Origin of the sequence: Streptomyces sp. UNOC14_S4, assembly GCF_020740835.1 — a bacterium.
Classification (GTDB): Bacteria; Actinomycetota; Actinomycetes; order Streptomycetales; family Streptomycetaceae; genus Streptomyces.
The window spans coordinates 1222-13151 of the sequence record NZ_JAINFC010000183.1 but is presented as its reverse complement, the minus strand read 5'-3'; the positions used below and the strand labels follow the sequence as shown (position 1 = coordinate 13151).

Annotated in this window: 13 protein-coding genes; 4 read left to right on the top strand and 9 right to left on the bottom strand. The window is 73.7% G+C overall.

Annotation, left to right across the window (positions count from 1 at the left end):
• The 3 genes from K6I34_RS18060 to K6I34_RS18050 form a co-directional block, all read right to left on the bottom strand.
• The coding region (locus tag K6I34_RS18060) for an NAD kinase (RefSeq protein ID WP_229327302.1) at window positions 1-933 on the bottom strand (933 nt) is incomplete at its 3' end.
• The gene (locus tag K6I34_RS18055) at window positions 930-1745 is read right to left on the bottom strand and encodes a TlyA family RNA methyltransferase (RefSeq protein WP_229327303.1); all 816 of its coding nucleotides are present in this window, start codon (window positions 1743-1745) and stop codon (window positions 930-932) included. The genes K6I34_RS18055 and K6I34_RS18060, both read right to left, overlap by 4 nt.
• 13 nt (window positions 1746-1758) lie before the next feature.
• Window positions 1759-2097, bottom strand: a complete 339-nt coding sequence (locus tag K6I34_RS18050) for a hypothetical protein (RefSeq protein WP_229327301.1) — start codon at window positions 2095-2097, stop codon at window positions 1759-1761.
• A gap of 77 nt (window positions 2098-2174) precedes the next feature.
• Between K6I34_RS18050 and K6I34_RS18045 the strand changes: the two genes are divergently transcribed.
• Entirely contained in the window at window positions 2175-2522 is a 348-nt protein-coding gene (locus K6I34_RS18045; protein ID WP_229327300.1) for a sterol-binding protein, read from the top strand.
• 113 nt (window positions 2523-2635) lie between these two features.
• Here K6I34_RS18045 and K6I34_RS18040 read toward each other — a convergent pair whose 3' ends face one another.
• From K6I34_RS18040 to K6I34_RS18030, 3 genes are read right to left on the bottom strand one after another with little or no spacing between them, the layout of a single operon-like run.
• Window positions 2636-3505: an ABC transporter ATP-binding protein gene (locus K6I34_RS18040; RefSeq protein ID WP_229327299.1), complete on the bottom strand. Its 870-nt coding sequence runs from the start codon at window positions 3503-3505 to the stop codon at window positions 2636-2638.
• Between the two features lie 38 nt (window positions 3506-3543).
• On the bottom strand, window positions 3544-4602 hold the full coding sequence (locus K6I34_RS18035) for an iron chelate uptake ABC transporter family permease subunit (protein ID WP_229327298.1): 1059 nt from the start codon (window positions 4600-4602) through the stop codon (window positions 3544-3546).
• Entirely contained in the window at window positions 4599-5648 is a 1050-nt protein-coding gene (locus tag K6I34_RS18030) for an iron ABC transporter permease (protein ID WP_229327297.1), read from the bottom strand. The genes K6I34_RS18035 and K6I34_RS18030 overlap by 4 nt, the downstream gene beginning before the upstream one ends.
• A gap of 94 nt (window positions 5649-5742) precedes the next feature.
• On the opposite strand from K6I34_RS18030, the gene K6I34_RS18025 reads away from it, so the two are divergent.
• Window positions 5743-6771, top strand: coding sequence for an ABC transporter substrate-binding protein (locus tag K6I34_RS18025; RefSeq protein ID WP_229327296.1), 1029 nt, complete (start codon window positions 5743-5745; stop codon window positions 6769-6771).
• Window positions 6772-6865: 94 nt separating this feature from the next.
• Window positions 6866-7741 (top strand): siderophore-interacting protein, encoded by an 876-nt coding sequence (locus tag K6I34_RS18020; protein ID WP_229327295.1) that lies wholly within the window; start codon window positions 6866-6868, stop codon window positions 7739-7741.
• Window positions 7742-8093: 352 nt separating this feature from the next.
• On the opposite strand, the gene K6I34_RS18015 is transcribed toward K6I34_RS18020, so the two are convergent.
• The gene (locus tag K6I34_RS18015; RefSeq protein ID WP_229327294.1) at window positions 8094-9125 is read right to left on the bottom strand and encodes an HAD-IIA family hydrolase; all 1032 of its coding nucleotides are present in this window, start codon (window positions 9123-9125) and stop codon (window positions 8094-8096) included.
• A 74-nt stretch (window positions 9126-9199) separates the two neighbouring features.
• Between K6I34_RS18015 and K6I34_RS18010 the strand changes: the two genes are divergently transcribed.
• Window positions 9200-10489: a DUF1015 domain-containing protein gene (locus tag K6I34_RS18010; RefSeq protein ID WP_229327293.1), complete on the top strand. Its 1290-nt coding sequence runs from the start codon at window positions 9200-9202 to the stop codon at window positions 10487-10489.
• Between the two features lie 94 nt (window positions 10490-10583).
• On the opposite strand, the gene K6I34_RS18005 is transcribed toward K6I34_RS18010, so the two are convergent.
• Window positions 10584-11477 carry a hypothetical protein gene (locus K6I34_RS18005; RefSeq protein WP_229327292.1) on the bottom strand — a complete coding sequence of 298 codons (894 nt, stop codon included), beginning with the start codon at window positions 11475-11477 and terminating at the stop codon, window positions 10584-10586.
• Window positions 11474-11930, bottom strand: a 457-nt coding sequence (locus tag K6I34_RS18000; RefSeq protein WP_229327291.1) for a hypothetical protein, incomplete at its 5' end; no start/stop codon positions are given. The genes K6I34_RS18000 and K6I34_RS18005, both read right to left, overlap by 4 nt.

Genomic DNA, 11930 nt, shown 5'->3' with positions numbered 1-11930 from the left:
CCCCGCAACCGGCAACGCGAACTTCGCCACCAGCCGGTCCGTGAACGACGCGTGGTGCAGGCGGGCCAGCCGTACCGGAACGGCCCCCCGCCGCACCTCCACCCGCGCCCCCGCCGGCAGTTCCACCGAGCGGCGGCCGTCGCACCACAGCACCCCGTTCGGCGTCTGCGGCTGCACCTCCACCGCGAGGACCGAGTCCGGCGCCGTCACGAGCGGCTTGGCGAACAGCGCGTGGGCGCTGATGGGGACCATGAGCAGGGCCTCCACCTCCGGCCACACCACCGGCCCGCCCGCCGAGAAGGCGTACGCCGTCGAGCCGGTCGGCGTCGCGCAGACCACGCCGTCGCCGCCGAAGCGGGACACCGGCCGGCCGTCGACCTCGGTGACGACCTCCAGCATCCGCTCGCGCGCGGCCTTCTCCACGGACGCCTCGTTGAGCGCCCAGTCGGTGTGCACGACGCGCCCGTCGGTGCGGACGAGCACGTCGATGGTCATCCGCTCCTCGACCTCGTAGGCGCGGGTGACGACGCGGTCCACGACCTTGTCGAGGTCGTCGCGCTCGGCCTCGGCGAGGAAGCCGACGCGGCCGAGGTTGACGCCCAGCATGGGCACCCCGGAGCTGCGGGCGAACTCGGCGCCGCGCAGGAGCGTGCCGTCACCGCCGAGGACGACGAGGAGTTCGCAGCCCTCCAGGACGTCCGGGTGGTCCGGGCCGCACTCGACCAGTTCGACGGCGGAGGGCAGCGGCAGGTCCGCCGCCTCCTCGGCGAGCACCCGCACCCCGATGCCGCAGCGCAGCAGCCCCTGGACGACGAGTTCGGCACTGCGGATGGCCGCGGGACGGCCGGTGTGCGCGAGGAGGAAGACGGTGCGCCCGCCGTTCTCCCCGCGTTCTGCGGTCTGTGCTGATGATGCTGCTTCTGAAGTGGTCAACGGGGCCCCTCCGCCACTGCACGGTCAACGTCCGCCGGGTCCAGTGCAGGCGCACCGGCGCGCAGCCACAGAAAGTACTCGACGTTGCCGGAGGGACCTGGCAGCGGGCTCGCCGTCACGCCCAGCACGCCGAGGCCGAGTTCGGCCGCCTGCGCCGCGACGGTGCGCACGGCCTCGGCCCGCAGCTGGGTGCTGCGCACCACGCCGCCGCTGCCGAGGCGCTCCTTGCCGACCTCGAACTGGGGCTTGACCATGAGGACCAGGTCGGCGTCGGGGGCGGCGCAGCGCACGAGCGCGGGGAGCACCAGGCCCAGGGGGATGAAGGACAGGTCGCCGACGACGATGTCGACGGGCCGGTCGTCGATCTGGTCGAGCGTCAGCTCGCGGACGTTGGTGCGGTCCTTGACGGTGACCCGCTCGTCGCTCTGCAGCGACCAGGCGAGCTGTCCGTAGCCGACGTCGACGGCGACGACGTGGGCGGCGCCCGCGCGGAGCAGGACGTCGGTGAAGCCGCCGGTGGAGGCGCCCGCGTCGAGCGCCCGGCGGCCCTCGACCTTCAGCCCCTGGGGTACGAAGGCGGCGAAGGCACCGGCGAGCTTGTGCCCGCCGCGGGAGACGTAGTCCGGGTCGTTCTCGTCGGCGGTGACGACGATGGCGGCACTGATCTCCACCTGAGTGGCGGACTTCGTCGCCACGGCGCCGCCGACAGTCACCCGGCCCGCCGCGATGAGCTGGCCGGCCTGCTCGCGGGACCGGGCCAGTTTGCGGCGGACCAGCTCGGCGTCGAGTCGGCTGCGTCGAGGGCGGGTCACTGCCACGGGTGGTTCAGCTCCTGGTGTCGTACGAGGCGGGGGACCCCATGGGCGTGGGGGCCCCGGACGGGCCGGGGGCCCGGTCGAGCGCGGCGAGCGCTTCCCGCAGGTCCCCGTGTACATCCTCGTACACCGCGAGGTGGCCGTTCACGTCGAGGTGGTCGGCGTCGGCCAGCCGGGCGAGGGCGGTGTCCACCGCGGGCTCACCGGTGGGAGCGCGGTCGGCGCCGAGCGGCCGGGGGCCGGCCGGGTGCTCGCCCTGGGCCTCGGCGGTCGGCCGGGCCTCGGCGGTCGGGGCGGGGGCGGCCTGCGGGTGCGGGGCCGCCTGCGCGCCGGTCGTCGGATCGGTCATGCCCCGACGCTACCCCGTCCCGCCGTCTTCGCGGCGTACCCGTTCGCCTCCCGGGCCCCCGGTGTAGCGTCCGGTCCATGGCGACCATCGAGGAGTGCCGTGCCGCACTCGACCGGCTGGCGGAGAACCTCGCGGGGGCGAGCGGCGACCTGCGGGAGGCCGCCGCGCCCGACCGCTCGCTCAGCTGCCACATCACCGACCTCGACGTCACCTTCACGGGGCACCTGGCGGGCGGGCACATCCAGGACGTGGAGACCGTGCCCGGCACCCCGGAACGCCGGGCGGAGATCGGGCTGACGATGGCGGGCGACGACCTCGTGGCCCTGGTGGACGGGCGGCTGAACTTCGCCCGGGCGTGGGCCGGGGGCCGGGTACGGGTGCAGGCGGGCCTGCGCGACGTACTGCGACTGCGGAAGCTGCTGTAACCGACAGCGCCCCGTCAGGGGCGCGGGGAACTGCGCGAGCAACCAGCCACGGCCCGCAGCCGCGCACCAAGCGCAAGAGGCACCCCCGTAGGCGCACCGGACTCCAGCGGAGCTCAAGGCTTCCGGCGCTGCCGGGCGGCGGCCGGTACGACCAGAGGCGTGCCGGTCTCGGGGTCGTCGATGACCCGGCACCGGATGCCGAACACCCGCTCGACCAGCTCGGCGGTGACCACCTCGCGCGGGTCGCCCTGGGCGACGACCTCGCCGCCGCGCAGCACGATCAGGTGGGTGGCGTAGCGGGCGGCGTGGTTCAGGTCGTGCAGCACGGCGACGAGGGTGCGGCCCTGCTCCTCGTGGAGCTCGGCGCACAGGTCGAGGACGTCGAGCTGGTGCTGGATGTCGAGGTAGGTGGTCGGCTCGTCCAGCAGGAGCAGCGGGGTCTGCTGGGCGAGGGCCATGGCGATCCACACGCGCTGCCGCTGGCCGCCGGAGAGCTCGTCGACGTGGCGGTCGGCGAGGGGGTCGACACCGGTGGCGGCCATCGACTCCTGGACGATCCGCTCGTCCTCGCGCGACCACTGCCGCAGCAGCCCTTGGTGGGGGTAGCGGCCGCGGGCGACGAGGTCGGCGACGGTGATCCCGTCGGGGGCCACGGAGGACTGCGGGAGGAGCCCGAGCGTACGGGCGACCTGCTTGGCGGGGTACGAGTCGATGGCGGCGCCGTCCAGGAGCACGGACCCGGCGGCGGGCCTGAGCATGCGGGACAGGGCGCGCAGGAGGGTGGACTTGCCGCAGCCGTTGGGGCCGACGATCACCGTGAAGGAGTGGTCGGGGATCGCGACCGAGAGGTTCTCGGCGATGACCCGCTGATCGTAGGAGAGCGTGACGGCCTCGGCCGCGAGGCGGCTCGTCGGCCGCGCGTCCGCGCCGGTGCGGTGGGGGGCGTCCGTCCGCGGCCCGGTGGCTTCGCGTACGTCGGTCACGGTGGTCTCTCCTTGGATGTACGTCAGGTCTCGCGGCGTCATATCCGGCCCGCCTTGCGCTCGGTGAACAGCAGCCACAGCAGATAGCAGCCGCCGACCATGCCGGTGACCGCGCCGACGGGGAGCTGGCCGGCGCCGAAGAACCGCTGGGAGGCCCAGTCGGCGGTGATCAGCAGAGCCGCGCCCATGCAGGCGGAGGCGGCGAGGTTGGGGCCGGGGGCGCGGGTCAGCCGCTTGGCGAGCTGGGGCGCGGCGAGGGCGATGAAGCCGATGGGGCCCGCGGCGGCGGTCGCGACGCCGGTCAGCAGCACGGCGGCGCCCATCACCACGACGCGTACGCGCTCGGTGCGGATGCCCAGCGCGCAGGCCGCGTCCTCGCCCATCTCCATCATCCGCAGGGCCCTGCCCTGGCCGAGGAGGACGGGGAGGAGCAGGGCGCAGACGACGAGCAGCGGCCAGACCTGGCCCCAGTCGCGGCCGTTGAGGGAGCCGACCATCCAGACCATGGCGCGCGTGGCGTCGTTGAGGTCGGCGCGGGTCATCAGGTAGTCGCGGACGCCGGTGAGCACGGCGGCCGCGCCGATGCCGACGAGGACGAGGCGGTAGCCGTGGACGCCCTTCTTCCACGCGAGCAGGTAGACCGCGGCGCCGGTGACGAGGCCGCCGGCGACGGCGCCGGCCGCGACGGCGGACGGGCTGCCGTGGAAGAGGACGATGACGGCGAGGGCGCCGACCGCCGAGCCCTGGCCGAAGCCGATGACGTCGGGGCTGCCCAGCGGGTTGCGGGAGACCGACTGGAAGACGGCGCCCGCCGTGCCGAGGGCGGCGCCGACGAGCAGGCCGACCAGGACGCGCGGCAGCCGCAGGTCCTGGACGATGAACTCCTGGGCGGGCGTGCCGCCGCCGGTGAGGGTGGTGAGGACGTCGGCGGGCGACATCGGGTAGTCGCCGGTGCCGATGAGCGCGACGGCCGCGGCCGCGGCGACGGCCAGCAGCGCGGCGACGACGAGGACGGCCCGCGGGGCCACGCGCAGCGAGAGCCCGCCGCGGGTGCGGATCACCCGGGAGGCGGTCCGGGGGGAGGAAGGGGCACTCACTGCTTGACCACCTTCCGGCGGCGTACGAGGTGGATGAAGAGGGGCCCGCCGACGATCGCCGTGACGATGCCGACCTGGAGCTCCCCGGGGCGGGTGACGACCCGTCCGAGCACGTCGGCGCCGAGCAGCAGCACGGGCGACAGGACGGCCGAGTACGGCAGGATCCAGCGCAGGTCGGGGCCGGTCAGGCTGCGGACGAGGTGCGGGATGATCAGGCCGACGAAGACGATCGGCCCGCAGGCCGCGGTGGCCCCGCCGCACAGCAGGGTGATGGCGGCCATCGCCAGCACGCGGGTGACGTTCGGCCGCGAGCCCAGCGCGAGCGCCTGGTCGTCGCCGAGGGCCATGGCGTTGAGCGGCCGGGCGAGGGCGAGGCAGAGCAGCACGCCGATACCGACGAAGGGCGCGACCTGCCGGACGGTGTCCATGGTCGAGGAGGCGAGCGAGCCGACGATCCAGAACCGCATCCGGTCCATCGCCACCCGGTCCGACAGCTGCACCGCGTAGACGTAGCCGTAGAGCGCGTATGTCACGGCCGTGCCCGCCAGCGCGAGGCGCACCGGTGTCGCGTTGCGGCTGCCCGCGAGGAAGTGGACGGCCACGGAGACGACGGCCGCGCCCAGGAAGGCGAACCACATGTAGCCGCTGACCGTGCCGATGCCCAGGAAGGTGATGGCGGAGACGACAGCGGCCGCGGCACCGGCGTTGACGCCGAGGATGCCGGGTTCGGCGAGCGGGTTGCGGGTGAGCGCCTGCATCACGGCGCCCGCGAGCCCGAGCGCGGCACCGACGACGATGCCCAGGAGCGTCCGCGGCAGGCGCACGTCGCGGACGACCACGGCGTCGGCACCGGACGCGGAGTGGACGAGCGCGTTCCAGACCTGTTCGACGGGGATCTGCTTGGCGCCGATGGCGACGCTCGCCACGGCGACCAGGAGCAGCGCTCCCAGGGCGGCGAACAGACCTGCCGCGCGGGCCGCGTTCCGGCCGGCCGGCGCGGACCGCGGTGGTGCCGCTGGGGTTTCGGGGAGACTGTCGACCAACACCAGGTTAGGTTAGCCTACCCTGACGTTGCCCCGTTCGAGTGTCCCGTTCGAGCGAGTCCGAGAGATCCGAGAGACCCGAGAGAAGCGCATCACCATGAGCACCCCCCGCACCACCGCTGTCAGCTCCCTGTCCCGCCGCGGCCTCCTGGCGGCAGGCGGCGCGCTCGGACTCGGCGCCTTTCTGACGGCCTGCGGGGGCGGCACGTCATCAGGCGGCGACTCGGGCTCGGACTCCGGCTCCTGGAGCTTCAAGGACGACCGCGGCGAGACCGCCAAGGCGGACCGGACGCCCAAGAAGATCGTCGCCTTCACCGGCACCGCCGCCGCCCTGCACGACTTCGGCATCGAGTGCGCCGCCGTGTTCGGCCCGACCAAGCTCAAGGACGGCAAGCCCGACCCGCAGGCCGGCGACATCGACGTCGACAAGGTGACCGTCCTCGGCAACGCCTGGGGCGAGTTCAACGTCGAGAAGTACGCGGCCCTGGGCCCCGAACTGCTCGTCACCAGCATGTTCCAGGGCAAGGAGCTGTGGTACGTGCCGGACGACAGCAAGAAGAAGATCCTCGGGCTCGCCCCGAGCGTCGGCATCAGCGTCGCGAAGACCTCCCTGACCGACGCCATCGGCCGCCACGCCGAGCTCGCCGGGTCGCTGGGCGCCGACCTGAAGGCGAAGAAGGTCACCGACGCCAAGGAGCGCTTCGAGAAGGCCTCCGAGACCCTCCGCAAGGCCGCCCGCGACAACAAGGGCCTCAAGGTCATGGCCGCGTCCGCCGCCGCCGACATGCTCTACGTCTCCGACCCCTCGGTCTACGCCGACCTCACCTACTTCAAGCAGCTCGGCGTCGAGTTCGTCATGCCCGACAAGGTCACCGGCGGCTTCTTCGAGAGCCTCAGCTGGGAGAACGCGGGCAAGTACGCCGCCGACCTGATCCTCCTCGACGACCGCACCGTCGCCCTCCAGCCCAAGGACCTCGGCTCCAAGCCCACCTGGGCCGGGCTGCCCGCCGTCAAGGCCGGCCAGATCACCCCGTGGCTGAGCGAGCCGCGCTTCTCCTACGCGGGCTGCGCACCGCTCGTCGAGCGCCTCGCCGAGGCCGTCGCGAAGGCCAAGAAGGCCAACTGACCCCGTCGGGGCCGGCCGCTTCCCCCGAGCCGGCCGGCCCCGGCGGTCCATCCGACCGCCGTTGCCCCCGCCGGCCGAAAGGACTCCGTCCCGCATGACCACCTCCACCACCGCCGCGCCGAGCCCGCCCTTCCGGTTCTTCGACCTGCACGTCGTGCGCACGGCCCGGATCAGCCCCGCCATGGTCCGCGTCACCTTCGGGGCCGCGGACCTCGCCGAGGCCGTCAGCGGCGGCCGCGACCAGCGCTTCAAGCTGTTCCTGCCGCAGCCCGGCCAGGACGCGCCCGTCATGCCCGAGGTCCTCGACGAGGGCTGGTTCGCGAACTGGCGCGCCCAGGACCCGGCGGTCCGCTCCGTCATGCGCACGTACACCATCCGCGACCTGCGCACGGACCCGGACGAGCTGGACGTCGACTTCGCCGTGCACGGCGACGCGAACGGCCACGGCGGCCCGGCCACCAACTGGGCCCAGGCGGCGAGGCCCGGCGACCGCGTCGCCGCGCTCGCGCCCGTCGTCGAGGACAACGGCGGCGTCGACTTCCGCCCGCCCGCGGGCACCGACTGGACGCTCGTCACCGCGGACGAGACGGCGCTGCCCGCCGTCGCGGGCATCCTCGCCTGGCTGCCCGCCGGGGCCAGGGCGAAGGTCTGGATCGAGGTGCCGCACGCGGAGGACGTCCAGGACCTCCCGACGGCCGCCGACGCCGACATCACCTGGCTGGTCCGCGGCTCCGCCGCCGCGACACCGGTCGTCGACGCGGTCCGGGCGGCCGAACTGCCGGAGGGCACGCCCTACGCCTGGATCGCGGGCGAGGCCGCCGCGGTCCGCACCCTGCGCCGCCACCTGGTGGGCGACCGCGGCTTCGACCGCCGCGCCATCGAATTCACGGGCTACTGGCGCCGGGGGGCCTCGGAGGAGGACCTCCTGAAGGAGTGGGAGCGGGACCAGTCGGAGCAGCAGGCCGACTAAGCACCGTCCGACACCGATCGCCCGTCGGCCACGGACCGTGGACAGCTGAGCGCGCAGTTCCCCGCGCCCCTGACGGGGCGCCCCGTCAGGGGCGCGTTTAGGGGCGCGGGGCTGTGACATCGTGCGGCTCCGCCGCGCGGGCGCGAGCAGCCCCACCGCCCAGCAGCCGAAACACGACCGCCACCGCCCCAAGGGGCGCGGGGAACTGCGCGAGCAACCAGCGACGGCCCGCAGTCGCCAACGCGCTCAGCAGACCGAGCTCGTAGGCAAAGGGGCGCGGGGCTGCATCGATCTGCGGCTCCGCCGCGTGGGCGCGACCAGCCCCCACTAACCCGCAGACACAAGACAACCCTCAAAGCCCCAGCAGGGCCAACGCCTTCCCCCCGTCCAGGACACACTCACCGGCCCCCGCCGCCGCCCAGGCGGCCCCGCAAAGCGCCCGCAGCCCATCGACCGGCTCGCCCGAACCCGCCAGCAAAAGCTCGTCGCCGACGGCCGACGCCGTCCACCCGCCGCACCGGAAGCCGGAGCCACCGGCTTCCTCGACGGCCGGCTGCGCCTCCAGCAACCCCCGCAGGTCCTCCGCCACGTACGTCGGACGATGCTTCGGCGCCGCGGCGAGCAGCTCGGCCGCCGTGGTCACCCCCGTCAGCACGAGGAGTGAATCGACGCCCCCCGCGTACGCTCCCTCAATGTCCGTGTCGAGCCGGTCGCCGACCACCAACGGCCGCTTCGCGCCCGTCCGCAGCACCGTCTCGCGGTGCATCGGCGGCAGCGGCTTCCCCGCCACCTGCGGCTCGACGCCGGTCGCCCAGCTCACGACCCGCACCGCGGAACCGTTGCCCGGCGCGATGCCCCGGGCGCTGGGGATCGTCAGATCCGTGTTGGACGCGAACCACGGCACTCCGCGTGCCACCGCGTACGACGCCTCCATCAGCCGCGACCACGGCATGTCGGGCCCGCCGTAGCCCTGCGCCACGGCGGCCGGGTCGTCGTCCGCCGACTCCACCGGCACCAGCCCGCGCTCCTCCAGCGCCACCCGCAGCCCCTCGGCACCGATCAGCAACACCCGTGACCCCGCCGGGAACTGATCGGCGATCAGCCGCGCCACCGCCTGCGCCGAGGTGATCACGTCCGAGGGCTCGGCGGGCACCCCGAGCTCCGTCAGGTGCGCGGCGACGGTCTGCGGCGTGCGGGCCGCGTTGTTGGTCACATAGGCCAGGTGCATCCCGCCGTCCCGGGCCTCCCCCAGCGACGTGACGGCGTACGGGATGGCCTCGCCACCCGCGTAGACCACGCCGTCTAGGTCCAGCAGCGCCGTGTCGTAGGCCGCGCTGAGCCGCTGCGCACTGCCTTCCGGCCGGATCCGGACGGTCTGGTTCATCGTGACTCGCTCCTTGTGCTGTACGTCTCTTCCACGATCATTGCTCATCGGGCCATGAGACATAACATTTCCCAATGAGCACTCCAGGCCGAACAGGGGATACGGGGCAGGGTCTCGAACTCACGCCTTTCCGAGGGCTGCGCTACGTCCCGGAACGGGTCGGCAGTCTCTCCGCCGTCACGTCGCCACCGTACGACGTGGTCGTACGGCCCGACGGGCTGCGGCATCTGGAGACCGCGGACCCGTACAACATCGTCCGGCTCATCCTCCCCCAGGCCGCGACGGCCGCGGACCGGCACCGGCAGGCCGCGGAGACGCTGCGCCGCTGGCAGGAGGAACGTATTCTCGCGCCGGACCCCGAGCCCGCCCTCTACGTCTACGAGCAGCGCGGCGACGGCATCCTGCAGCGCGGCCTGATCGGGGCGCTGCGCCTCAGCCCGCGCGAGGAGGGCGTCGTCCTCCCCCACGAGGACGTGATGCCGCACATCGTGGAGGACCGGGCGGCGCTGATGCGCGGCACCGCCGCCAACCTCGAACCGCTGCTCTTCTCCTACCGCGGCGACGCGGGCCCCGGCGGGGCGGCGGAGGTCATCGACCGGGTGATCACCACGGCGCCCCTGCTGTCCACGACCACCGACGACGGCTACGCGCACCGGCTGTGGTCGATCACCGACCCCGCGGACCTGGCCGCCATCGGTGCCGACCTCTCCCGGCAGCAGGCCCTCATCGCCGACGGCCACCACCGCTGGGCCACCTATCTCCGGCTGCGCGCCGAGCAACCGGCCCCCGGCCCCTGGGACTTCGGCCTGGTCCTCCTCGTGGACACGGCCCGCTACCCGCTGCGCGTACGGGCCATCCACCGTCTGCTGCACCGGCTGCCGGTGGCGGAGGCACTCGCCGCGGTCGGCGACGCGTTCCGCGTACGCACCCTCGGCGACTCGCTGCCGCAGGCCCTGGACGCGCTCGCGGAGGCCAAGGACAAGGACGACAACGCCTTCGTCCTCGCGGGCGACGGCAGCTTCCACCTGCTGGAAAGCCCCGACCCCGAGCTCCTGGCCCGTACGGTCCCCGGCGACCGCCCGGAGGCGTGGCGCACACTCGACGCCACGGTGCTGCACTCGGTGCTCCTGGAGCACATCTGGCACGTCCCGGACGACCCCGAGCACATCGGCTACATCCACGAGACGGCGGCAGCGGTGCGTCAGGCCGAACGGCACGGGGGCACGGCCGTCCTGATGCACCCGGTCCGCGAGGACGTCGTCCGCGAACTGGCCGAGCAGGGCGTCACCATGCCGCGCAAGTCCACGTCCTTCGGCCCGAAGCCGGCGACGGGGCTGGTGCTGCGGAGCCTGGCGCTGGACTGACACCCCATAGGCCACTCCATATGCCCGAGGGCGGAACTCCCGGTCAGGAGTTCCGCCCTCGGTGTGCTGCCGCACGGCTACGGCGTGGCCGCGATCAGCTCTTGTCCGCGTCCTTATCGGCCTCGGCGTCCTTGACATCCTTGACGTCCTCGGCCGCGGGGGCCTCGGGCATGACCGGCTCGACGAACTGCGGGACCTCGGGCTTGACGGCCTCGGGGGCGGCCTCCGCGGCCTCCTCCGTCGTCTCCACCGTCTCCGCCGCCTCTGCCGTCTCCTTGACCTCGTCGTCCTCGGCGTCCTCGACAAGGGCGTCCGTGAACGCCACGCCGTCCAGCTCCGCGAGGCGGTCGGAGGCGTCGGTCATGCCGCCCTGGTCGGCCTCGAGGGCCTTGGCGAACCACTCGCGGGCCTCGTTCTCGCGGCCCACGGCGATCAGCGCGTCGGCGTAGGCGTAGCGGAGGCGCGCGGTCCACGGCTGGACCGAGTTCGAGGCGAGCTCGGGGCTCTGCAGGGTGACGACCGCGGCCTCGGCCTGGCCCATGTCCTTGCGGGCACCGGCGGCGACGAGCCGCATCTCGACCTGGCCGGCCTTGTCGAGCTTCTGGACCTCGGGCTCACCGGCCATGGCCAGGGCACGCTCCGGGCGGCCCATGCCGCGCTCGCAGTCGGCCATGACGGGCCACAGCTCGACGGAGCCGGTCATCCGGCGTGCGGCACGGAACTCGGCCAGCGCCTCGGCGTACTTGGAGTTGGCGTACGAGGCGAAGCCGGCGGCCTCGCGCACGGCGGCGACGCGGGAGGCGAGGCGCAGGGCGACGCGGGAGTAGCCATACGCCTGCTCGGCGTCCTCGTCCAGGAGCCTGGCGACCATGACGAGGTTCCGGGCGACCTCTTCCGCCAGGCCCTTCGGCAGGCTCATGAGCTCCTGCTTGACGTCCTTGTCGATCTCCTCGCCGGTCACGTCGTCGGGGATCGGCAGGCGCTTCATCGGCTCACGGTCGTCATCCCGACGGGGGCCGCGGTCGTCACGGCGGCCGTAGCCACCGGAGCGCTCACCGCGTCCGCCACGGAAGCCACCGCCCTGGCGGTCGTCGCGACGGCCGTAGCCGCCACCCTGGCGACCACCGCGGTCGTCGCGGCCACCACGGTAGCCACCGCGGTCGTCATCGCGGCGCGGGCCGCGGTCGTCATCGCGGCGGGGGCCACGGTCGTCACGGCGGAACGAGGGACGGTCGTCGCGGCGCTCGTCGCGACGGAAACCGCCACGGTCGTCATCACGACGCGGGCCACGGTCATCGCGACGGTCGTCACGGCGGAAGCCACCGCGGTCGTCGTCACGACGGGGGCCACGGTCGTCACGGCGGAAGGACGGACGGTCGTCGCGGCGCTCGTCGCGACGGAAACCGCCACGGTCGTCATCGCGACGGAAGGAGGGTCGCTC

What these genes read in the sequence shown, in the direction of transcription:
- K6I34_RS18045 (WP_229327300.1), top strand. Translation starts at nt 2,175, where the DNA reads ATGGCGACCATCGAGGAGTGCCGTGCCGCACTCGACCGGCTGGCGGAG.
- K6I34_RS18025 (WP_229327296.1), top strand. Translation starts at nt 5,743, where the DNA reads ATGAGCACCCCCCGCACCACCGCTGTCAGCTCCCTGTCCCGCCGCGGC.
- K6I34_RS18010 (WP_229327293.1), top strand. Translation starts at nt 9,200, where the DNA reads ATGAGCACTCCAGGCCGAACAGGGGATACGGGGCAGGGTCTCGAACTC.
- K6I34_RS18005 (WP_229327292.1), bottom strand. Translation starts at nt 11,477, where the DNA reads ATGAAGCGCCTGCCGATCCCCGACGACGTGACCGGCGAGGAGATCGAC.
- K6I34_RS18020 (WP_229327295.1), top strand. Translation starts at nt 6,866, where the DNA reads ATGACCACCTCCACCACCGCCGCGCCGAGCCCGCCCTTCCGGTTCTTC.
- K6I34_RS18050 (WP_229327301.1), bottom strand. Translation starts at nt 2,097, where the DNA reads ATGACCGATCCGACGACCGGCGCGCAGGCGGCCCCGCACCCGCAGGCC.
- K6I34_RS18015 (WP_229327294.1), bottom strand. Translation starts at nt 9,125, where the DNA reads ATGAACCAGACCGTCCGGATCCGGCCGGAAGGCAGTGCGCAGCGGCTC.